This window comes from Aeromonas sp. 600276 (assembly GCF_049175815.1).
GTDB classification, from domain to species: Bacteria; Pseudomonadota; Gammaproteobacteria; order Enterobacterales; family Aeromonadaceae; genus Aeromonas; species Aeromonas dhakensis.
The window spans coordinates 1-21,855 of the sequence record NZ_JAAKVU010000033.1 but is presented as its reverse complement, the minus strand read 5'-3'; the positions used below and the strand labels follow the sequence as shown (position 1 = coordinate 21,855).

The 21,855-nt window shown below is 63.3% G+C and carries 23 protein-coding genes; 9 read left to right on the top strand and 14 right to left on the bottom strand.

The window, feature by feature from the left end:
- Positions 1 to 204 precede the first annotated feature (204 nt).
- Entirely contained in the window at positions 205 to 948 is a 744-nt protein-coding gene (locus tag G5134_RS20915) for a hypothetical protein (RefSeq protein ID WP_156559714.1), read from the bottom strand.
- Positions 949 to 1,176: 228 nt separating this feature from the next.
- On the opposite strand from G5134_RS20915, the gene G5134_RS20910 reads away from it, so the two are divergent.
- Together G5134_RS20910 and G5134_RS20905 are read left to right on the top strand one after the other, a co-directional pair.
- Positions 1,177 to 2,034 carry a formate dehydrogenase accessory sulfurtransferase FdhD gene (locus tag G5134_RS20910; RefSeq protein WP_065016893.1) on the top strand — a complete coding sequence of 286 codons (858 nt, stop codon included), beginning with the start codon at positions 1,177 to 1,179 and terminating at the stop codon, positions 2,032 to 2,034.
- A gap of 15 nt (positions 2,035 to 2,049) precedes the next feature.
- Positions 2,050 to 2,916, top strand: a complete 867-nt coding sequence (locus G5134_RS20905) for a helix-turn-helix transcriptional regulator (protein ID WP_197495586.1) — start codon at positions 2,050 to 2,052, stop codon at positions 2,914 to 2,916.
- A gap of 138 nt (positions 2,917 to 3,054) precedes the next feature.
- Here G5134_RS20905 and G5134_RS20900 read toward each other — a convergent pair whose 3' ends face one another.
- Together G5134_RS20900 and G5134_RS20895 are read right to left on the bottom strand one after the other, a co-directional pair.
- Positions 3,055 to 5,148 (bottom strand): sensor histidine kinase, encoded by a 2,094-nt coding sequence (locus G5134_RS20900; protein WP_421232171.1) that lies wholly within the window; start codon positions 5,146 to 5,148, stop codon positions 3,055 to 3,057.
- A 31-nt stretch (positions 5,149 to 5,179) separates the two neighbouring features.
- Positions 5,180 to 6,535: a sigma-54-dependent transcriptional regulator gene (locus G5134_RS20895; protein ID WP_017765081.1), complete on the bottom strand. Its 1,356-nt coding sequence runs from the start codon at positions 6,533 to 6,535 to the stop codon at positions 5,180 to 5,182.
- Between the two features lie 248 nt (positions 6,536 to 6,783).
- Between G5134_RS20895 and G5134_RS20890 the strand changes: the two genes are divergently transcribed.
- The 6 genes from G5134_RS20890 to G5134_RS20865 all read left to right on the top strand — a co-directional run bounded on the left by G5134_RS20890 (position 6,784) and on the right by G5134_RS20865 (position 12,590).
- Entirely contained in the window at positions 6,784 to 7,626 is an 843-nt protein-coding gene (locus tag G5134_RS20890) for a substrate-binding domain-containing protein (protein ID WP_042007208.1), read from the top strand.
- 58 nt (positions 7,627 to 7,684) lie between these two features.
- On the top strand, positions 7,685 to 8,386 hold the full coding sequence (locus tag G5134_RS20885) for an ABC transporter permease (protein ID WP_065016890.1): 702 nt from the start codon (positions 7,685 to 7,687) through the stop codon (positions 8,384 to 8,386).
- A 34-nt stretch (positions 8,387 to 8,420) separates the two neighbouring features.
- Positions 8,421 to 9,116: an energy-coupling factor ABC transporter ATP-binding protein gene (locus G5134_RS20880; RefSeq protein ID WP_065016889.1), complete on the top strand. Its 696-nt coding sequence runs from the start codon at positions 8,421 to 8,423 to the stop codon at positions 9,114 to 9,116.
- Positions 9,088 to 9,726 (top strand): molybdenum cofactor guanylyltransferase MobA, encoded by a 639-nt coding sequence (gene mobA / locus G5134_RS20875; RefSeq protein ID WP_065016888.1) that lies wholly within the window; start codon positions 9,088 to 9,090, stop codon positions 9,724 to 9,726. Before G5134_RS20880 ends, mobA begins: the two co-directional genes overlap by 29 nt.
- Complete coding sequence (locus G5134_RS20870; RefSeq protein WP_421232170.1) at positions 9,723 to 11,468, top strand: bifunctional molybdopterin-guanine dinucleotide biosynthesis adaptor protein MobB/molybdopterin molybdotransferase MoeA; 1,746 nt, start codon at positions 9,723 to 9,725, stop codon at positions 11,466 to 11,468. The genes mobA and G5134_RS20870 overlap by 4 nt, the downstream gene beginning before the upstream one ends.
- Positions 11,469 to 11,531: 63 nt before the next feature.
- On the top strand, positions 11,532 to 12,590 hold the full coding sequence (locus G5134_RS20865; RefSeq protein WP_017409127.1) for an FUSC family protein: 1,059 nt from the start codon (positions 11,532 to 11,534) through the stop codon (positions 12,588 to 12,590).
- Positions 12,591 to 12,665: 75 nt separating this feature from the next.
- Here the strand turns inward: G5134_RS20865 and G5134_RS20860 are convergent, their stop codons facing one another.
- The 11 genes from G5134_RS20860 to G5134_RS20810 all read right to left on the bottom strand — a co-directional run bounded on the left by G5134_RS20860 (position 12,666) and on the right by G5134_RS20810 (position 21,218).
- Positions 12,666 to 14,039 (bottom strand): HD-GYP domain-containing protein, encoded by a 1,374-nt coding sequence (locus G5134_RS20860; protein WP_213343798.1) that lies wholly within the window; start codon positions 14,037 to 14,039, stop codon positions 12,666 to 12,668.
- An 87-nt stretch (positions 14,040 to 14,126) separates the two neighbouring features.
- The gene (locus G5134_RS20855; RefSeq protein WP_195878929.1) at positions 14,127 to 14,747 is read right to left on the bottom strand and encodes a DUF3332 domain-containing protein; all 621 of its coding nucleotides are present in this window, start codon (positions 14,745 to 14,747) and stop codon (positions 14,127 to 14,129) included.
- Between the two features lie 120 nt (positions 14,748 to 14,867).
- Positions 14,868 to 16,163, bottom strand: coding sequence for a methyl-accepting chemotaxis protein (locus tag G5134_RS20850; RefSeq protein WP_421232169.1), 1,296 nt, complete (start codon positions 16,161 to 16,163; stop codon positions 14,868 to 14,870).
- Between the two features lie 209 nt (positions 16,164 to 16,372).
- A complete protein-coding gene (locus tag G5134_RS20845; RefSeq protein WP_043171791.1) occupies positions 16,373 to 16,834 on the bottom strand; it encodes a GNAT family N-acetyltransferase in 462 nt (153 codons plus the stop codon).
- 72 nt (positions 16,835 to 16,906) lie between these two features.
- Positions 16,907 to 17,350, bottom strand: a complete 444-nt coding sequence (locus tag G5134_RS20840; RefSeq protein WP_043171792.1) for a DoxX family protein — start codon at positions 17,348 to 17,350, stop codon at positions 16,907 to 16,909.
- 5 nt (positions 17,351 to 17,355) lie between these two features.
- Positions 17,356 to 18,111: a putative DNA-binding domain-containing protein gene (locus G5134_RS20835; RefSeq protein WP_421232168.1), complete on the bottom strand. Its 756-nt coding sequence runs from the start codon at positions 18,109 to 18,111 to the stop codon at positions 17,356 to 17,358.
- A complete protein-coding gene (locus tag G5134_RS20830) occupies positions 18,104 to 18,952 on the bottom strand; it encodes a DUF692 domain-containing protein (RefSeq protein WP_323997383.1) in 849 nt (282 codons plus the stop codon). The genes G5134_RS20835 and G5134_RS20830 overlap by 8 nt, the downstream gene beginning before the upstream one ends.
- Positions 18,953 to 19,015: 63 nt before the next feature.
- On the bottom strand, positions 19,016 to 19,279 hold the full coding sequence (locus tag G5134_RS20825; protein ID WP_005303242.1) for a DUF2282 domain-containing protein: 264 nt from the start codon (positions 19,277 to 19,279) through the stop codon (positions 19,016 to 19,018).
- Positions 19,280 to 19,631: 352 nt separating this feature from the next.
- Complete coding sequence (locus tag G5134_RS20820) at positions 19,632 to 20,447, bottom strand: helix-turn-helix domain-containing protein (protein WP_421232167.1); 816 nt, start codon at positions 20,445 to 20,447, stop codon at positions 19,632 to 19,634.
- Between the two features lie 18 nt (positions 20,448 to 20,465).
- On the bottom strand, positions 20,466 to 20,798 hold the full coding sequence (locus G5134_RS20815) for a DUF6506 family protein (RefSeq protein ID WP_010633271.1): 333 nt from the start codon (positions 20,796 to 20,798) through the stop codon (positions 20,466 to 20,468).
- 219 nt (positions 20,799 to 21,017) lie between these two features.
- A complete protein-coding gene (locus tag G5134_RS20810) occupies positions 21,018 to 21,218 on the bottom strand; it encodes a YbfA family protein (protein ID WP_005303249.1) in 201 nt (66 codons plus the stop codon).
- 214 nt (positions 21,219 to 21,432) lie between these two features.
- On the opposite strand from G5134_RS20810, the gene G5134_RS20805 reads away from it, so the two are divergent.
- Positions 21,433 to 21,726: a hypothetical protein gene (locus G5134_RS20805; protein WP_010633270.1), complete on the top strand. Its 294-nt coding sequence runs from the start codon at positions 21,433 to 21,435 to the stop codon at positions 21,724 to 21,726.
- Positions 21,727 to 21,855: the final 129 nt, after the last annotated feature.

Sequence of the window (21,855 nt, the reverse complement as noted above, 5' to 3'; positions counted from 1 at the left end):
AGGAAGTGCGCACTAAAGTAGCGTAAACAAGACACCGGTTTGAGGCCGGTGTCAGGTGATAACTAGATCTGTACACGTCGAATAACACCGAATTATCCGACTATTGCTTTTGAAATATTCCGTGGTAAACGTTGGGCTTCACTTCGTTCAGCACCAACCTACGATTTAGCGCAACATACTAAATTGAACCATATATAAAAAATATTAATATCGCATACTTTCAACTTTCTCCAATTCCTTTGATATACGCTCATTTTTAAAGTTCTCATATCTAAGTGCAAGAAAGGCTTCTGGATTAAGCTTGCAATGATAGTGATGATGCTCTTTTTCCAATTCCTCCTTTCTTTTATCAATTTCTGCTTGAGACTGCGTCTGCCTTCCCCAAATTTGAAGTCCTTTTTTCGTTGCAAGATACCAACTGTATATCAGCGCGAGCAGAGAGAAAAATGGACTTGACCATCCCAGATAAGCAATAGATGCAGGAATGATACAGAACCAAAGCGTCATGGCTAACAATAATAGCTTTCTACCTCTCGCTTCATTTGCTTGCTTTTTTATGACGTCTTCTTGCGTTCTAACCGCTAGACCAACATAGATGATTGCCAGTTTTTCTTTCGATAAGTCAAAATTTGGTTTTTCATGCTCAGGGTATTCATCCCAATACGATATAACTTTCTCGCCTTGCGGATATCCAAGCAAAAAACTATGTCCAACAATATCTTTTGTGCGCCAATCTGACTGAGTGTAGTTATTAATAATTACCATGAGTGGTGTAGCATAGCGTTGAACCCAAATTTTTAACTCTGCCTCTGCTATTCCTTTTATTTCCTTAACAAGATTTAGTTCATACATGTATATTTTTAACGTAGCAGAATCTTGCCCAGTAAAAACTGGACTATAGACAACGAAATAGCCATTTCTCTTTTCTTCAATGTCTTCATATCTCACCCAGCTATCTCTCATTAGACGTCTACCCATGTTATTTAAAGATGAATGATACCTTTTTAGTCAGGAAAAATGACTATGTTTAACACCATAAGCATCTCTCAAATATTACCTTCAACAGCCGAATACATAATTCACATTACCTCAGCTATTTCTCGAGTTCAAAATAATCTGGAACAAAACTTGCTGTATCCCTCCCCTTAGATCCCGGCAACCGGTCGCGAGGGGCCCATGACACCGACCTTTATCAAAAGCAATGCCGCAGCCCAGCTCACCATGGCCGTCGAGGTGATGGATGAGCAGGGCACGCTGCAAACCCGCCAAATCGCCTGTGAGCGGCCACTGACGGTCTACCTCAACTGGAAGGAGATAGTAACCCTGATGACGCTGGGGGCCCGCCCCGAGGCGCTGGTGCTGGGTTATCTGAAAAATCAGGGCTTTATCGAGGATATTGCAGCCATCGAGTCGGTGATCGTCGACTGGGAGAGCGAGGCCGCCGCCGTGGTGAGCAGTCAGCAGGCCGCCGATCTCGACCAGTCGCTGGAGAAGAAGACGGTCACCTCCGGCTGCGGTCAGGGCACCATGTATGGCAGCGTGATGAAGAAGCTCGAAGGGGTGGTCTTGGCGGCGCCCGAGCTTAAACAGAGCACCCTCTACGCCCTGCTCAAGGCGCTGTCGGCCCATAACGAAACCTACAAGATGGCGGGAGCCGTCCATGGCTGCGCCATCTGTCGCGGCAGCGAAATCCTCTCCTTTGTCGAGGATGTGGGGCGCCACAATGCGGTGGATACCCTGGCGGGCGAGCTCTGGATGCGCGGTGAGGCTGGCCACGACAAGATCTTCTACACCACCGGGCGGCTCACCTCTGAGATGGTGATCAAGGTGGCGCAGATGGGCATTCCGGTGCTGCTGTCGCGCTCCGGCGTCACCCAGATGGGGCTGGATCTGGCGCGCCAGCTCGGCATCACCATGATTGCCCGCGCCAAGGGGCGCCATTTTGAGGTATTCAGCGGTCACGACCATATCGCGCTGGACGAGAAGCCGCCGGTGCTGGCGCCCGGTTCAGCCGGTCGCGGGATGCGGGATTAAGTCATGAACGAATTTATGAATGTGAAGCAGGTGGCCGAGTACCTCGATCTCAACGAGAAGAAGGTCTACCAGCTCGCCAACGAGGCGCGTATCCCCGCCACCAAGGCGACCGGCAAGTGGCTGTTTCCGCGATCCCTGCTCGATCGCTGGCTGCTTGGCAGTTGCCATGAGGGGGTGATGAACGACCGGCTGCTGCTGGCGGGATCGGACGACGTACTGCTCCACTACGCCAGCAGCCGCTTGGCCCGGCAGCTCGGCACTCAGGCTCTGGTGGGTTACACCCCGTGCGGCACCCGTCAGGGGCTGGCGATGCTGGCACGCGGCCATGTGGATCTGTGCGCCATCCACTGGGGCCGGGCCGAGGAGGCCCACCTGCGCCACCCGGCGCTGGTGCAGCAGTATCAGGGCCACCGGCAATGGGTGATCGTTCATGGATTTAGGCGGGTGCAGGGGCTGGTGCTGCGGCAAGGGCTGCAACCCAAGGAGGCGAAAGAGGCGCTCGACTGGCGCTGGGCCATGCGTCAGGAGGGGGCCGGCAGCCAGCGCGCCCTGCAGGAGTGGCTGCAAACCCAAGGGGAGTCGCTGACCCGGCTGGAGCGCACCCTCGAGGTCAACAGCGAGCGGGAGCTGGCCGCCGCCATCAGCCGCGGCGATGCGGATGTGGGGCCCGGCGCCCAGAGTACAGCCACCGAGTTTGGCCTCGGCTTTATGCCGCTCTCCCAGGAGTGCTTCGATCTGGTGATGCCGCAGGGGGTCTTCTTTCGCACCCTGCTGCAGCAGCTGATCGGCTGGCTGCAATCCCCCGAGGGGCGCGAGCTGGCGGCCCGCCTCGGCGGCTATGATCTGACCCAGAGCGGCAAGCTGGTGTGGAGCCCGCAGTAAGTATCCCCTCACTCGCCTGTAAAAAAGCCCGCCACTATTGGCGGGCTTTTTTGTGTCTCACTCTCAATTGCGACAGTCCCCCCTCCCCCTTGAGGGCAATGCGCGTCCTGCAAGTTCGGCGGGCTTTTTATGCTGTCGTCATGACTGGGGCTCGACGCTTGCCTCACGCCCCTCGGCATTGAGGGCGATGCGCCACCCTTCAAGCTGGGCTGGCTCGCCACCGCTGGCCAGCCGGGCGTGGCTGCGCAATCGGATGGTAAAGCAGCTGCCCTGCCCCGGGGTGGAGTCCACCAACAGCTCCCCGCCCCAGCGGCTGATGATGCGGTGGCTCAGGGCCAGCCCCAGCCCGGTGCCGGTGGCGCGGGTGGTGAAGAAGGGGTCAAAGATCTTGTCGATGATGGCCGCCTCGATGCCGCTGCCGTTATCGATGACCCGCACCTCGGCCCCTTGCAGGGCCCCGGCGTCATCCAGCCAGTCGCGGCTCTCGACCCGGATCTGGCCCTGCTCCCCCAGCGCATGGCTGGCGTTGACCAAAAGGTTTATCAGCACCTGCAGCAGCTGCTGGCGATCCGCCTCGATGGGCTGCTGCGCCCTGAGATCGGCCACCAGGTTCACCTGCTGCTGGCGCAGGGCAGAGCGCACCAGGGTCAGACTCTCCTCGATGATGGGGGTGAGGTGCTGCCACACCGGCGCCGTCTCGTAGTCGCCGGGGCGGGAATATTGCAGCAGGCTGCGGGTGATGGCGCGAATGCGCTCGATCTGGGCCAGCACCAGTGCCAGCTCTTCGCTCACCGGTGCGGCCGCCTCCCCCAGCTCCAGCTTCATCAGCTCCACGTTGCCGAGGATCACCGCCAGCGGGTTGTTGATCTCGTGGGCCACCCCGGCGCAGAGCTCGCCGAGGGCCGCCAGCTTCTCGCTGATGAGCAGCTGCTGGCGGGCCTGGGTCAGCATGTGGATGTGGTGCTCGAGCTCGGCGGTCTTCTGCTCGAGGCTCTGGGTACGCTCGGCCACCTTCTGCTCCAGTTCGTCGGCGCTGCGGGCCAGCTGCTGGCGGTGCGCCGCCTGCCTGTCCAGCATGGCGTCGAACTGGCGGCCGAGCTGGGCCAGCTCGTGATCGGGGTCGAGGTAGAGCTCGCCGATGCGGGCTGGCCGACCCGCCTGCACCTGGCGCACCACCTTGTGCATCCGCTCGATGGGAGTGAACAAGTCCCGCGCGCCGCGATAGACCAGCAGACCCGAGAGCAGCAACAGCAACACCACGCCGGAGCCCAGCTCCAGCAGATTGGTGAGGTAGGTGCGAACAATGGGCCACTCGAGAAAGCCGACGTAGAGCATGCCGATGCGCTCACCATTGGCGCCCAGCAGCGGCTCATAGCCCGACACATACCAGGCGTCGTGCACGAAGGCGCGGTCAATCCAGGGCTCGCCGCGCCCCAGCACCTGTTCGCGCACCGGCGCCGAGGCCCGGGTGCCCACCGCCCGCCCCAGCTGCTGGCTGCTGCTGGCGGGCACGTTGGTGCTCACCCGCAGATCGCCGAGAAACAGGGTGACGCTGCCGATGCTGCCGGCCGGCAGGGTGTTCTTGGCGAACACCTGACCCTTGAGCTCGTCCACCAGCCGGGTGCTGCCGTTGATAAGCTCCCCCCCCTCCAGCACGCCCCAGAGGCTGCCATCCCGCCCCATCACCGGGGTCAGCGAGAGGCTGATCAGACCGCGGGTCTCCTGCCCAGCGCCCGGCTCCAGCTCTTTGTCCAGCACGGCGCGGCTGGCCAACGCCGGCGAGAGCGCCAGCAGCTGCTCCCGCGACCAGACCACGAAGTGGCTGACTCTGCGCCCGGCGGCGAGGGCCGCGCGATCCTGCGCTGGCAGCAGATCCAGCTCGCTGCCGCTGCGCAGGCGCAAAAAGTCGAGACCGTAGTTGGCGGCGAGCGGCATCACCCACTGGCGCAAGCGAGCGGGGGATTCGCGCAGCTGCAGCTGGAAGGCCCAGGCATCGCGCAGGTGCTCGAGGTGTTCAGCCTGGCGCTGCTGCTGCACGCTCACCGCGTGGTGGGCGACGCCAAGGTCGCTGCGCACCGTGGTGAGCAGGTTCTGCCAGCTGTAGGTGAGGGTCCAGTAGAGGGTGAGCCCTATCATGCCGGCCAGGGTCAGCATGATGGGCACCGAGGTGAGCAGCAGCAGCCGCCAGCGCACCTTGGTTCTGAGCAGCCCCGGGAGCTGCGCCAGCCTCATGACTCACTCCGGCGGCAAGGGACGAGCCGGCTCATTCGATGGCCCACTCCTTGAACTTGCGCTCCAGGGTTTTGCGCGCCACCCCGAGCACCCGGGAGGCGGCCGACTTGTTGCCGTCAAAGCTCGCCACCACCTGCAGGATGTGAGCCTTCTCCACCTCGGCCAGCGCCCACTCCAGCGGATAGCCCTCCTCCCCCCGCGCCGACTCGGCCGGCTTGGCGCTCTGCCAGTATTCGGCGGGCGGTTTGCCCAGCAGCAGGCAGCGCTCGATGAGGTTGCGCAGCTCGCGCACGTTGCCGGGCCAGGGGTAGGCCTGCATGGCTACTACATCTTCATGGGTCCAGTGCAGGGCGCCCATGCCCATCTCGGCGGTGAGCTGGCGGGTGAAGTGGTGCACCAGGGCGGGGATGTCGTCGATCCGCTCGCGCAGGGGAGCCACCGGCAGCGCCACCACGTTGAGGCGATAGAAGAGGTCTTCCCGAAACCGGCCCGCCTCCACCTCTGTTTTCAGGTTGCGGTTGGTGGCGGCGACGATGCGCACGTCCACCGAAAGCTCCCGCTCGGCCCCCACCGGGCGGATGGCTTTCTGCTCCAGCGCCCGCAGCAGGGAGGCCTGCATGGCGAGCGGCATCTCGCCGATCTCGTCCAGAAACAGGGTGCCCTGATGAGCGACCCGGAACAGGCCGTCACGCCCCTTGCGGGCGCCGGTAAAGGCCCCCTGCACGTGGCCGAACAGCTCGCTTTCAAGCAGTTCGGGGGCGATGGAGGCGCAGTTGAGCGGCACGAAGGCCCCCATCCGGCCGGAGAGCTGGTGCAGGGCGCGGGCCACCAGCTCCTTGCCCGTGCCGGACTCCCCTTCCACCAACACGGCGGCGTTGGAGGGGGCGACCCGGGCGATCAGCGTCTTGAGCTCGCGGGTCTTGGCGCTGTCGCCGATCAGGGTGGGTGGGAACAGCTTGCTCACCTCCCGGCGCAGCAGCAGGTTTTCCCGCTCCATCTGGCGGCGCTCAATGACCCGGTCCACCGCCTGCACCATCTGATCCAGGTTGAAGGGCTTGAGAATGAAGTCGCTGGCGCCGAGCCGCAGCGCCTTGAGGGCGGTTTCCATGTCGCCGAAACCGGTCATGAAGATGATGTCGCTGCGCCGGGTAGCGGGGTCGATGGCCTCGTGCCACTCGATGCCGGAGCGCCCCGGCAGGCGGATGTCGGCAATGATGAGATCAAAATGCAGGCGGCAGCGCAGGGCTTCGGCCTCCTCCACGCTGGCGGCCGTCTCTATCTGGGCGAAGCGGCGGGCCAGCGCCTTGGCGAGAAAGCTGCGCATGCCGGGTTCGTCGTCGACGATGAGCAAGGAGAGGGCGGACCAGCGGCTGGCGGGTGCAGTCATGAAAAAAGTACCTCAGATTCGACAAGGTTCCGGGATTGTCCCACCGACCTTATAAACTGTGGGACATTTTGTCGCTAACCGGCCCCAAGTGCCAACTCCGTTTATTAAAAGCGACGGTGCCATCACGCAATTAGGGTGCTTAACCGACTGTTTTCACATTAAAAACCGGGCCGAACAGGGCATGCGGTCAGCTTGGCACCCTGCTTGCTTAGTCCTGCCCTCTCTCCATCACCGGGTACCCTGACATCATGATCACAGCCACAGTGCGCAAACGCCTCGCTCTTGCCCTCTCCTCCGCCCTGCTGCTCAGCCTGCCGCTCTGGAGCGCCGCCAGCCATGCCGAGACCAGGGCGCCCATCCGCCTCGCCACCACCACCAGCACCGAACAGTCCGGCCTGCTGGGCTGGCTGCTGCCCCAGTTCACCAAGGAGACCGGTTATCCGGTGCAGGTGATGGCGGCCGGTACCGGCCAGAGCCTGAAGATGGGCGAGAACGGCGACGCGGATCTGGTGATGACCCATGCCCCCTCTGCCGAGAAGGCCTTCGTCGAGGCGGGCTTTGGCATCGAGCCGGAGCACCTGATGTACAACGACTTCGTCATCGTCGGCCCGGCGAAAGATCCGGCCGGTCTTGGCAAACTGCACGATGCCGCCAAGGCGCTGGAGGCCATCAAGGAGAAGGGGCAGACCTTTATCTCCCGCGGGGACGAGTCCGGCACCCACATCAAGGAGAAGACCCTGTGGCAGGCAGCCGACGTCAAGCCCGAGTTCGCCGGTTACAAGTCCATCGGCCAGGGCATGGGGCCGACCCTGACCATGGCCTCGGAGCTGGGTGCCTACACCCTGACCGACCGCGGCACCTGGCTTGCCTACCAGAGCAAGCTGGATCTCGCCGTGCTGCTGGAGGGGGACAAGCGCCTGTTCAACCCCTACCAGGTGATCCTGGTCAATCCCAAGCGCTACCCGGATCTCAACACCGAAGGGGCCCGCACCCTGAAGAACTGGCTGGTCTCCCAGCATGGCCAGCAGCTTATCGGTGACTTCAAGGTGGCCGGTCAGCCGCTGTTCGTGGCCGACGCCAAGCCGCAGTGATGCCACGGCCGAGACTGCTCGAGATGCCTCTCGCCACCTTGATTGACGGAGGCGCCCGGTGCCGACCCTGATCGAGACCACTCTGGCGGCCCTTTCGCTGCTGTTCAGTGGCGACGCCGAACTGTGGCAGGTGGTGGGGGTCTCCTTCTCGGTATCGGGCCTCGCGCTCGGGCTGGTGCTGCTGCCGGCCCTGCTGCTCGGCTTCGTGCTGGCCTATCTGCCGATCCCGGCGCGCTGGCTCTGGCTCTCCTGCATCAATACCCTGCAGTCGGTGCCGACCGTGGTGATTGGCCTCTTGCTCTACATGCTGCTGTCGCGGGCCGGCCCCTTCGGCGACTGGAAGATGCTGTTCACCCAACAGGCCATGGTGGTGGGGCAGATGCTGATCGCCTTTCCGGTGATCGCCACCATGGCCCACGCCGCGTTCGTGCAGAGCGATCGACGCGCCTGGGAGACCGCCCGCACCCTGGGGCTCTCCTGGCCGAGGGCGCTGCTCGGACTGATGCGCGAGTGCCGCTTCGGCCTGTTGGCGGCGGTGATCGGCGCCTTCAGCCGCATCGTCACCGAGGTGGGCTGCTCCATGATGGTGGGGGGCAACATTTTGCACTTCACCCGCAACATCCCCACCGCCATCGCGCTGGAGACCCAGAAAGGGGCCTTCACCCAGGGGGTGGCGCTCGGCATAGTGCTGCTGGCCCTGGCGCTGCTGCTCAACCTGTTGCTGACCGCGTGCCGTGGTCACAGCTATCTGAAGAACTGACCATGCCCCCACCGTCCATCCACCGGAGTACGCCATGGCCCTGACCGCCCACCAGCTGATGATGCGCTTTGGCGAGCGCGACCTGTTCCAGATTGAGCAGCTCTCCATCGCGGCCGGCGACGCCGTCTGGCTGCGCGGCGCCAACGGGGTGGGCAAGACCACCTTGCTCAAGATCCTGGCCGGCCTGCTCACCCCCACCCGGGGCCACACCAACCTCCCCTCTGGCTGGCGCGGCAAGCTCGGCCAGTGGCTCAAGCGCGATCCGGGGCCGGGCCGGGTCACCTACCTGCACCAGACCCCCTACCTGTTTGATCGCAGCGTGCACGACAACGTGGCCTGGGCCCTCGGCCATCGCGCCGCCGACGAGGTGCGGGTGTTCGAGGCGCTGCGCCGGGTCGAACTGGAGAGCCTGGCGCGCGAGCACATCAGCATTTTGTCTGGCGGCGAGCGCCAGCGGCTGGCCATGGCCCGCGCCTGGGCGCTGCAGCCCGCCTTTCTGCTGATGGACGAGCCCACCGCCAATCTGGATACACATTCGGTTGCCCTGATGGCCGCCATGGCGCAAGATCTGCGGGAACAGGGCAGCGGCCTGGTCATCATCAGCCACCAGAGCAACGATCTGACCGACCTGTGCGAGCGGCAATGGACCCTCGCCCGGGGCCGGCTGCACGAACCCACTCCTTTGAAAATCATCGAGCGACATGACCTCACACAGCGAACCTCGTACTGACCGCTTTCCCGTCTCCGCCGTGGTGCTGGCCGGCGGCCGCGCCACCCGCATGGGGGGGGCCGACAAGGGCTGGGTCGAGTTGGCGGGCCGCCCGCTCATCGACCACGTGCTTGACCGACTGAGGCCCCAGGTGGACGAGATCCTGATCAACGCCAACCGCAGCCAGGCCCGCTACCAGGCACTGGCCCCGGTCATCGGCGACGACAACCCCGACTATCTCGGCCCGCTGGCGGGCATGCAGGCCGGCCTTGGTGCCGCCCGCCACGACTGGGTGCTGTTCGTGCCCTGCGACGGCCCAGCCCTGCCCCGCGATCTGATGGCGCGCTTTCGCGCCGCACTCACCCCGCAGACCGAGCTGGTGGTGGCCCATGACGGCGACTGGCTGCAACCCGTGGTGGCCCTGCTGCACAAATCCCTGCTCCCCTCCCTCTCCGCCGCGCTGGCCGAGGGAGAGCGCAAAATCGATATCTGGTTTGCCCGCCACCAGATGGCGGTGGTGAGCTTTGCCGACCAGCCGGATGCCTTCATCAATCTCAACAGCCCGGACGAGCTGGCCGCCTACGAGGCGCGCCTGCCAGACTCCGCGACCGGACAAGGAGCCACCTCATGACCCCGGCCCCCACCCTGCCTCTGCTCGGCTTTGCCGCCTGGAGCGGCACCGGCAAGACCACCCTGCTCGAGCAGCTCATCCCCCTGCTGGTGAGCCGCGGCCTGCGCCTTGGGGTACTCAAGCACGCCCATCACGACTTTGACATCGACCAGCCGGGCAAAGACAGCCACCGCCTGCGCCAGGCCGGCGCCAGCCAGATGATGGTGGCCTCCCGCCGCCGTCACGCCCGCATCGTTGAAACTGATCTGGGTGAGGCCGATTTTCGCGAGCTGCTGGCCAGTTTCGATCAGCGCAGCCTCGACCTGCTGCTGGTGGAGGGGTTCAAGCATGAGCACTTCCCGAAAATCGAGCTGCACCGCGCCGCCATCGGCAAGCCGCTGCTGTTCCCTGACGATGGTGACATCATCGCCTTGGCCAGCGATCAGCCCGTAGAGACCACCCTGCCCCGGCTCGACATCAATGATCTGGAGGCCATCGCCGACTTCGTCTGCCGCTGGCTCAAGGAGAGTCAGACGCGGGAGCAGGAGGCTGGCAACGGCTTTCTGTCGGTCGAGGGGGCGCGCAACGCCATTCTCGATGCCCTCACCCCAGTCACCGCCTGCCGCGACCTGCCGCTCGCCCGCTGCCACGGCGCCGTGCTGGCGGGGGATCTCGTCAGCCCCATCAATGTGCCGCCCCACGCCAACTCGGCAATGGACGGAATTGGCCTGCGCAGCGACGATCTCGCCGCCGGCCGCTGGCAGCTGGTAGGGGAGGTGCTGGCGGGTCAGCCGCGCAGCGAGCCGGTGCTGGCCGGGCAGGCGGTGCAGATCATGACCGGCGCCCCGCTGCCCCCCGGCGTCGACACCGTGGTGATGCGCGAAGAGACCCGGCTTGACGGTGAATGGGTCAGCGTCAGCGCCCCCGTCAAGGCGGGGCAGAACGTGCGTCAGGCCGGCGAAGATCTGGCGCTAGGCGCAGTCGCCATCCCGGCCGGCACCCGCCTCGGTGCCCCTCAGCTCGGGTTGGCGGCTTCTCTGGGGCAGGCAACCCTGACGGTACGCGCGCCGCTCAAGGTGGCGCTGTTCAGCACCGGCGACGAGGTGCAGGCACCGGGCGAGACGCTCGCCCCCGGCCACATCTTCGACAGCAACCGCTTCACCCTGATGGCGCTCATCGCCGGGGCCGGCTGCGAGGTGATGGACCTTGGCATCATCCCCGATGATCCCGCCATCCTGCGCTGGCAACTGGCACAGGCCGCGGCCGATGCCGACCTGGTGCTGAGCTCGGGTGGGGTGTCGGTGGGCAATGCCGACTTCATCAAGCAGGTGCTGGCCGAGCTTGGCCAGATCGCCTTCTGGCGCATCCAGATGCGGCCGGGTCGCCCGCTCGCCTTCGGCCAGCTGGGGCAGACTCCCTTCTTCGGCCTGCCCGGCAACCCGGTGGCCGCCATGATCTGCTTCCTGCAGTTCGTCGAGCCCGCCATCGCCCGCCTGCAGGGCCGGGTGTGGCAGCCGCTGCGCCTCTCAGCCCTGGCCGAGCAGCAGATGAAGAGCCGACCCGGGCGCACCGAGTTCCTGCGCGGCATCTTCCATCAGGACGCCAGCGGCGTGCTGCGGGTACGCACCACAGGGCCGCAGGGCTCCGGCATCCTCAGCTCCATGAGTGATGCCAACTGCCTGATTGAAATCGTCCCCGCCCAGCCGGCCATCGCGGTCGGCGAGCGGGTCTGGATCCACCCACTCCAGGGACGAGTGGCCTGATACCGGTCTCCACCCCGCCGGGCGTGGCGGGGTGGCTGCCCCCATGAATCCGAGGCTTGTCCCTTGCGCCTGAATGCCCCCCTCTCCCGACTCGATCTGCTGATCTACGGTCACTACCGCATCGTCCACGGCCTGCGCATCGCGCTCGCCTTCATGCTCACCTTTCTGCTGACCCGCGAGCTGAAACTGCCGGAAAGCACCTGGCCCCTCATCACCCTGGTGGTGGTGATGGGCCCCATCTCGTTCTGGGGCAATGTGCTGTCGCGTGCCCTGCAGCGGGTGGTCGGCACCATCTTCGGCGCCAGCTGCGGGGTGGTGGCGCTCTATCTCGAGCTCTACTCCCTGCCGCTGATGCTGCTGTGGTGCGGCTGCATCATGTTCCTGTGCGGCTATCTGGCGCTCGGCAAGCGCCCCTATGTGGGGCTGCTCATCGGCATCACCCTCGGCGTCACCATGGGGGCCATGCCCGGCGACATCGAGACCGCCCTGTGGCGCAGCGCCGACGTGATCCTGGGCTCATTGCTGGCGCTGCTGTTTTGCAGCATCTATCCCCAGCGCGCCTACAGCCACTGGCGGCTGCAGATGCACGATACCCTGCAGCAGGCCCAGCGGCTCTATCACACCCACCTCTCCCCCAACGTGCTGGAGCGACCTCGGCTCGCCCACAGCCACGCCAGACTGCTCTCCAAGATGGTGAGTCTGCGCCCCCTGCTGACCCCGGCGGTCAAGGAGACCCGCCTTGGCAGCGCCCTGTTCGAGGCGATCCAGACCACCATGCGCAACACCCTCTGCACCCTGGAGATGCTGGCCAACACCTACTGGCGCGATCGCCAGAGCCACTTTCTGATGCAGAGCACCCCGGAACTGCGCGCCTGCCAGCAGGCGACCGAGGCGCTGATGAGCGAGCTGGCGCTGATGCTCAAAAGCGGCGAGCTGCAGGGCTCGGAGCTGGCCATCAGCCGCCTGCAGGAGGCGGCCGGCCGGGTGCGGATCGACGCCGGCGGCGAGGCCGCCATCAGCGGCTATCTGTGGCTCAATCTGCAGCTCACCGAACAGCTCACCCACCTGCGCCGGCTGCTGGGCCTGGTGATGCACCCGCCCCGCAGCCAGAGCCACCCATAGCAAAACGCCCCGCAAAGCGGGGCGTTGTCGTCTCAAGCCAATGACAAATGACTGATGCCCGATATGGCGCCAATATTAACTGGCGTTTGCCAGCGGTTGCTCGAGCGGGAGGTAGAGGGAAAAATCCTGGATCCCTGCCTGCAGAGCGGCAAAGCAATCCGGATCAATGGCCGTCCCCAGATTCTCGGCCATCATCTCCAGCGCCTGGGGCACCGGGATGGCTCCACGATAGGGCCGTTTGGCAGTGATGGCATCAAAAATGTCGGCCGTGGTGATGATGCGGGTTTCCAAGGCTATCTCGTCCCCTTTCAATCCTTTAGGGTAACCCTTGCCATCGAGGCGCTCATGGTGGGCACCTGCCACTTGCGCCAGCTCCTCAAACGCACCGATGCGACTCAGGATCTCCTCGGTATAGGCGGCGTGCATCTGCACGGCGGCCCACTCCTGCGCATCAAGTTTGCCCGGTTTGTCGAGAATGGCATTGCTCACCCCCAGCTTGCCCACGTCATGGAGCAGAGCACCGCGCTTGAGCCAGCGTCGTCTCTGCTCGGACAACCCCATCTGAGTGGCAAGAATGTCGGTATAGAGTGCCACTCGGCCGCTATGACCGGCGGTGTAGGGACTTTTGGAGTCCACCACCTGGCCGAATGCCGCGGCGATCTCGTCCAGATAATCTTCATCAAGAGCGACCTCACTCTGCCCGGCCGGGTGGACGAACACCCACTCAGTCAGCTTGGGATCCGCCAGTCCTTGCCAAAAATCACCATCCGCCAAGGCTTCAAACTCGCTAACCAATTGAGGGTCAAACCAGCTGCCGCTGCGCTCGCGCAGCTCTTTTAGCACCGCATCAGGGCCTGCGGCGGCGTGAAACACATCCACCACCTGGCAGAGCAGCGCTATGCGAGAGAAGAGCGGAATCGCGTCACCGACCAGTTGCAACGGCCGACCTTTGCCGTTCCAGTGTTCGTCCAGAGAGAGGATACCGGTGGCGACCTCTTCACTGAAACGCAGTTGACGAGCGATGTCCGCCCCCCGATGGCAACGGGTCTGGATCAGTTCGTTGGCTATCTGATCGCCGTTGCGAAAGATGTGAAACAGGCTGCGAAAACGCCCAAGCAGATCCGCCTGCAGGCCGGTGTGGCCCAGCACGAAGTTCACCACCTCGGAGAGAGAGCCATCCACCAGCTTGAAGTCGCGTTTGAAGTGAAGATCGTCGGTGAGATAGAGTTCGCAGATACGGGCCGCATTGCTGCTGCACCCCAGATCCTTGAGCAGCAGCATGTAATAGAGATCATGACGCTGTCGAGCATCCAGCGCCAACCGTTCTGCCAGACGGGAACCTATCCAGCAACAGCGAATACAGTGCCCTCTTGGTTGACCCTCAGTCATGTCAAGCGCATGACTGAGGGAACCAATCAACTCTGCCAACCGCAATCCATTCACCGTCATAGCCTGTATCCCTGGTCATCTTGGCGATCTTGCCTGCTGACTAGGTATACCTTATCCAGAGAGGAATAGATCTGGATTCAGATGAATTTATACCTCGGCGCTACCGGTCCGTGCTTTCTCCTCCAGCTGGGCCGGCGTCAGGGTCGACACCAGTCGGCCGTCAAAGTAGATGTCCAGCAGCTCGCCGCGCTTCTCGCCGCGCATCAGGCTGCTGCGCCCGTCCAGGTAGTGCACCTCCATCTGGGCGGTGCGCTCGTCCGGGTAGCTCACCTCCACCTCGCGTACCCCTTGCGGCAGCAGGGCCAGCGGCACCTTGTTGAGGGAGGGGTCAAGGTGCTGGTTGACCTTGATCAGGGCGTCGAGCTTCTGATCCACCAGCGCCGGCGACTTGCCAGTGATGGGGTTCTTGCCCGACCAGAATTCGATAGTGTTGAACACGAAGAGATCCGCGGTGGCCGCCAGACCGTAGACCGGCGAGAGCAGGATGAAGACCCCGGCCCGGCCGTAACGGTTGTCCACCACGCTGAGGTTGCCCTTGGTCACCATGGAGGAGAGCCCCATCTGCCCCATGCAGCCGCTCAGTCCCACACTTGCCACCACACCTGCCAGCAGCGCCAGCGCCCTGCCCTCTCTTCTCGTTGCCATCGTCTTTATCTGCTCCAGAAATAATGAGGCGGCAAGCCTAAACAGGCCGCCGCCGGCGGGCAATTCACAAGCAGGGAGCGATACAGCAGGGGTTCAGATTGGGATTTCGACTGCTCACATTGCGCACAGGTCGTTGAAATAGTGGTCAAGGCGGCCCGCATCCTAAGAGGGGCCGCCAGCAGACTAGATGGAGAGGCTGGAGACGGTTGCCGAGACGTTGTTGGCCTCCTGCCGGATCTCCACCATCACCTCGTTGACCTTGTCGATCTGCTGCTTGCCGAGCTCGGCGCTGCCGGCCACCCTGGCCATGTCGTCGGTCACCCTGGCAGTCAGCTCGCGGTTCTTCTGCACCACCTTGGCTATCTCGTCGGTGGAGAGCGACGTGCGGGCCGCCAGCTGGCGCACCTCGTCGGCCACCACCGCAAAACCGCGCCCCTGATCGCCGGCGCGGGCCGCCTCGATGGCCGCATTGAGGGCCAGCAGATTGGTCTGATCGGCGATGCTGCTGATAGTGGAGACGATGGCCTCTATGCTTCTGGACTGCTCGTTGAGCTGGTTGATGAGCAGTATGGTCTTGTCCACCTGCTCGCTGATGAGCGACGAGGTCTCCACCACGGAGCGCAGCAACTCTGCCCCCTGTTCGGCACAGCGCAGGGTCTCCTGGGCCGTGGCGTGAGCCACCTGGGTGGCATCGCGCACCGCGTGGCTCTTGGTGACACGATCAGTAATGTCGCTGGCAAACTTGATGACCCGGCTCACCTTGCCGCTCTCGTCGCGAATGGGGTTGTAGGTGGCCTCCAGCCAGATCGCCTCGCCATGGCTGTTGCGCCGCAGGAAGAGCCCGGACTTGAACTGTCCCTGAGCCAGCTCTTCCCAGAAGCGGGGGTTCTCCTCATAGAAGGCGTCATCGCACAGGATGCGGTGATTGCGCCCCTTGAGCTCGTTCAGGGTGTAGCCGACGCAACTCAGGAAGTTGGCGTTGGCCGAGAGGATGTCGCCGCTCGGGGTGAACTCGATCATCGCCAGCGAGCGTTCGAGCGCCTTGGAGACCGCCTCCTGGTTAAGCAGCTGCTGATGCTCGGCGGTGACGTCGCTGGCAATCTTGATCACCTGGGTCACCCTGCCCTGCGACTTTACCGGGAAGTAGCTGGCCTCCAGCCAGACCACCTCGCCCCGCTTGTTGCGGCGCGAGAAGATGCCGGACTTGACCCTGCCCTGCTTGAGCTGGGCCCAGAACTGCTGGTACTCGGCGGAGCGGGCCAGCTCCTGGCTGCAAAACATCCGGTGGTGCTGACCCTGCAGCTCGATGGCGCTGTAACCCATCAGGCTCAAAAATGGCTGATTGGCCTCCAGGATCTCGCCATCCGGGGTGAAGATGATGGTCGCGATCCCGGCCTTGACCGCCTCCACGAAGCCCTGTGACTCGGCGAGCTGTGCCTGGCAGGCCTGCAGTTGCGCCTTCAGCTTGTTGTTGAACATGGGTGTCATACCTCTGTAATGACCTGACAAGGTGGGAACGGGCACAAGACTCGGCGTCAAGGTGAACCGGCACGTGCCTGTTGAGGCTGATCATAGTTGAGCATGGTGACTCGATCAGAATTTGGCCGAGATTTTGCCACAGCCAGGGAGAGGTTCGCAGCGCCCGTCTCCCGTTGGCAGGCGTGATACGGGCAGGGCGGCAAGCGGGATCACCCGGGTTGCCACTCCAGATAGGCGGGGTTGCTCACAAACCCCATCCGCTCGTAGAGGGGACGCCCCTCTTCGCTGGCATGGAGCCAGACTCGGCCCAGCTGCTGCACCCTCGCATAGTCCGCCATCTGGTCCAGCAGGGCACCGGCCAGTCCCTGCCGGCGATGGGCAGGCAGGGTATACATGTTGAGCAGATAGCCCTCCCTCCCCGTCAGATTGCCGGGATAGGGCGGGCGCACAAAGAGGGCCAGGGTTGCGCTCGCCACCACCTCGCCATCCACCTCCGCCACCCAGGAGCGGGCACTCTCCTCGGCCTGCGCCGTGCTGAAATAGGCGGTGGTGGCCTGCCACAGCGGCAGATCGGCCAACGGCTCGTTCAGCTCCCCCACCTCGCAAAACAGCGCCATGCGCAGGGTCACCAGCGCGGGAATGTCTGCCTGTGTTGCCTGCCGGATGATCATCGCCTCTCCTCCTTGTGATGAAATGAACAGGCACCCCGCAGGGTGCCTGATGAGAGCGCCAGTGTGGCGGCTTCATGCCCGCCTGGCAAGGCGCCACTGATCCAGGGCCAGCGGCCCCGCCCCCCACACCGCCAGGGTCAGCAGCATCCAGCCCCACAACTGGTGATCGTAAAAGCCGCCGGCCCAGAGGGCGGGATAGGAGAGCACCGCCATGATGTTGAAGGCAAACAACAGGGCGGCGACCGGCCGGGTGAAGAGCCCAAGCAGCAGCAGCACCGGCAGCAGCAACTCGGTGGCCGTCCCCAGCCAGGCTGCCCACTGCCAGGGCAGCAGCGGCACCCGATACTCGAACTCGAACAGGTAGAGGGTGCTGTCCCAGGCGCTCAGCTTGAGCCAGCCGGAGCGCAAGAAGACCGCCGCCACCCAGCATCTGGCCAGCAGCAACAGGGCGCCGCTCAGCCACCAGGGGGCGGCCGGCCCCAGTTGCTGCATCAGGGGGAACTTGTGGTTTGTCATCGAATTTACTCCAGCGTTGAGGTCACATCGACCAGCAGGCCCAGGGTGACGAGGCGGGTCAGATACTCTGCAGCCTGCGGATCTTGCGCCAGCAGGGTCGACAGGGCGATGCCCTGGCGGCAGCCATCCAGCAGGCGCCACTCCCCCTCGCTCAGGCGCAGCGGCAATACCCGACAATCGGGCTGCTTCTTGAGGGCAAGCCAGGCAGGGGCCGCCAGATCGTGCACCGCCTCCCCCTGGTGCAGAGCCATCTGCCAGAGGGCCTCCACCGGGCGAAGGCTGTCGAACAGAAGCAGATCACAGGCCGGGATCAGCACCAGCGTCTGCCAGGCCGCTGGCGGCAGGGCCGCCACCCGCTCGGCCGGCCAGTGGCGTGCCTCGGGGGCCAGCAGACTGGTGCGCTCCAGTGCCCACTCGAAACGGGCAAGCTCCCCCAGCCAGGGCAGTTCGGCGGTGGTGGGCAGCCCTGCAAGCCAGTCGCCAAAGCCGGCGCCGTAGTGCATCACGCACCCTTCGCAGAGGGGCTCCGCCAGCACGAAGCCGCGCGCCGCGGCGTCGAAAAACGCCTCCCCCACCATGGCCTTAACCGCCGGGTAGCTGCCTGCCAGCACCTCGCCAAGGCTCAGGATGAAGTGGTTGCGATAGACCTGCAGCACGGCATCGGCCGGGAAGAGGCGGGAGTGGACGTGGGGCAGAATGGCCTCGCTCTGGCCAAGCAGCCCCTCGGCAAACTGCTGCTGCCGGTGGGCCAGCTCAGACATGGGCGGCCTCCGACGCAAGATGGGCGGCCATGGCGGCATCCAGCAGGGTGCTCGCACGCTCAGCCTCAGCCAACAGCACGGGGAGAGGCGGTATCTCGAGATCCCACTCGATCAGGGTGGGGATGGCGCGCTGGCGGCAGATCTCGGCATAGAGGGCCCAGACCGGCTCGCTCACCGGCGCGCTGTGAGTATCGATATAGAGGTGCCCCTGCGGCAGTGACTTGTCAGTAAAACCGGCCAGGTGGATTTCACCCACGGTGGCGATGTCGATGGCAGCCAGATAGTCACGGCACGCAAAGCCGTGGTTGAAGGCACTGACGTAGAGGTTGTTGAGATCGAGCAGGATGCCGCACTCGCTGCGCCGTTGCAGCTCGGCCAGAAACTCCCACTCCGGCATCTCTCCCGCCAGTTGCAGGTAAGAAGAGGGGTTCTCGATCAGCAGCCGGCAGCCGAGTGCATCCTGCACCTGCATGATTTTGTCGCTCATGGTGAGCAGGGCCTCCCGGGTATAGGGGACCGGCAGCAGATCGTTGAAGTGACGCCCCCCGATGCTGCCCCAGCTGAGGTGCTCCGAGATGCGCACCGGCTTGATGGCGCCGGCCAGGACCGAGAGGCTGGCAAGGTGAGCAAGGTCGAGCCCATCGGCCGACCCCAGGGACATGCCGACCCCGTGCAGACTGACCGGATAGTGCCGGGCCAGCTCGCTCAATACCTGAAAACCCCGGCTGTGCCGTTCGAAGTAATTCTCGCTGTGCACCTCCAGCCAGCCGACGGCCGGCAGGGTACGCAGCATCTCGTCGTAATGGGGGGTTCGCAATCCAATACCAATCAAGGGGTTCATCGCAAAGACTCGCGGTTGGCCATCAAAAGAGAGCCACGGTGCACAACACCGTGGCACCCAGCCTTACTTGGGTTGCAGCGAACCGCCGGCCAGCTTCTCGCACAGCCCCTTGGGCACCACCACGAAGGCGTCGCCCTGGGCATCCATCTTGGCGGTGCCGGCGCAGGAGTTGGTCTTGGTCGCACAGTCGTTCTTGCTCGCCTTCACCACGCCGTAGCACTTCTCCTTCTCGTCGGCAGCCATGGCCGGGGCGGCAATGAACTGGGCGCCGAGGGCCAGCAGACCGGTCATGGCGGAGGCGATGGCAGTGCTCTTTTTAACGTTCATTCTCTGTTCCTTCTGATTGTGTGTGGTGTGCCCGATCATTCGCGACCGGATGCCTTCCATAGAACCGGCGCTGCGACGAAATGATTTCAAAAAAAATGCGAAATCGGCACATCTACAAAAAACACAATTAGTAGAGTGTTGTTTTAAAAGGAGTTTTCAGGATGTTCTCGGCCCCTTGGCATTGACATCAAGTCGGCGACAGAGACGATGGCATGGCGGTGACGGGGTAACCGGTTCGCCTCCCCGACCATCCCGACGCGGGTTTGCCGGCACATTTTCACCAGCGCGCGGCGGCGAGAGGCGAGCTGGTCGCAAGACAAGATGAATGGAAAGCGCCGAGCGGGCTGGGTCGTCAAAGCGATCCGGCCAGCCGGTTTATCTGCGGGCTGTAGTGGTTGAGGCGCTGGTGCTCAGGGGTAAGCAGTTGCCCGGGCGAGCGCCCGGTAAAGAAGTGGCAGCTCTTGATGAAGTGGGGCTGATCGCAATAGCCCTGTTCCAGCAGGGCATCGAGCGACGGGGCGCCCGACAGCAGCTGGCGCAGCGCCCTTTGAAAGCGGGCGGTACGCAGAAAATAGCGGGCATCCACCCCGAGATGGCTGCGCAATCGCCGCTGAAAGGTGCGTGCGCTCATCCCCAGTTGCAGCTGCAACTCAATCGCCGGCGTGCCGTAATAGAGCCGCTCTATCGCCCGTACCAGCGCAAGATCCCGCGGCGGACGACTCGCTACCTGCCGGCGCAACCAGGCCCCCAGCGCCCCTGCCCCCTCCAGCATCAACCACTGCGGGTCGGGGCAGACAATCCCCAGCTCATCGAGGGACAGCACCCGATCGCTCAACTGCTCGAGCGGCACGCCAAACAGATCGAAACAGGCCGAAGAGCGCAGCCGCAGCCCCAGCAGATGAGTCTGGCCATGGGCGGCAAAGCGCAGGTGGGCATGGCGCGGGCAGAGCAACACGGCCGCCCCCGTGGCCACGGTGACGGTGCGGGGCGAGTCTGCTGACGAGAGGATCGTGATGGTGAGGGGAGCCCCCAGATTGAACAGGATCTCGGCCCCGGTGCCGGGGAAGATCTCAGGCATCGGCTGGGGGTGGCCAAGGCGCCACTCCCAACCTTGCGCCAGCCAGGGCGCCAGATCGGGAGCGGGCTGAAATTTACGGCACTGCATCATGGCGGGCTGCGATATTGCTCACTGGCTCGGTTCGGAGGCGGACAGGAAGAGGGTATCACCGCTGACATGGTCGAGACAGGGATGGCGATCGAAGCGCACCACGCCTATCTCCATGCGCCCTGCAGCCGCCTCCACCATGGCAGCGACCCCCAGGTGACCAAATCCGGCACACAGCTCCACCGCCCTGATCCCCTCCCGATATAGCTCGTCAAGCAGTTCACGGCCTCCCTGGTAGTCGGGCACGGCGATCGTCTTCACATGGACTTTCTCCGTCTTGACCCAGCTGGCGTGGCTGGCGGGATCCGCCCCCGGTGCGACGAAGATGAAGGCGGCCTTGAAAATATCGGACATGTAAAAAGCTCCTCGGATCAATGAGTCGCCACTCTACCCGGGATCCCGCGGGCCGGATTGTACCGCGGCGCCACCCGCCTTCACCGTGCACGACAAAGTCTGGCGCAGAGGGCGCCATACAGATCTCATTTCTCCCTATTGAATGCAATTTGCACGGCCAAGGGACATAAATGCAAAAGAGACAGCCGAAGCTGTCTCCTTTGTCATCAAGCCGGGACCTCAGTAGAAGATCCGCTCGCCGCGCTCGCTCATCTTGAGCCATACCGGTTTGGTGCTGGTTTTGCTCCAGATCCGGTGCAGATAGCTGTAGAAACGGGCCCGGTCACTGCGAAACAGCATCACGGGGAAAGCCAGCATACCCACCAGCAGCACATAGAGGCGACGAAGAATTATCTGAGTAAGGGAATAGGGATGAAACATGATAGCACTCCTCACTGGTAAGACCACTGAGCAAAGATTACTCCACAATTTGTAGGATTACTACACCAGGAATCCCATTTTTTTGCAAAAAACGCCCTGAAAAGCCACAAAGTGAAATTGGGTTACATCCATTAACTTACAGGCAACAAAAGCTGGCAAAGCGGCCGTGTTTGACCAGATTTAATGAGTTGGTAGTCAACATGGAGTCAAGGCGATGAAACCCGCAGAAATGGCGATCATAGGGATCCTGGGCCTGCTGATCTGGTCAGAATGGCAGGACTGGCAGCTCAACCGGGACGACAGCATCACCCTGGCCTACAAGGGAGCCCCCACCGTCAGCCTGTGGCAGTGCGGTCAGTTGAAACAGAAGATGATGGATGTGACCGAACACTCGGCCGAAGTGCAGTTTCAGTACCGGGGACAGGACCTGACACAGGTAAACCGCTATCTGGAGCGGGAGTGGCAACAGCAGGGTTGCGAACAGCTGTTGCTGCAGCAGGGATACTGATACGACAAAGCGCCGCACGAAACGGTCGATATCGGAAAATTCAGACAGGGAGAATATGGAGGCACGTTCCGGAGTCGAACCGGACTAAACGGATTTGCAATCCGCTGCATAACCGCTTTGCTAACGCGC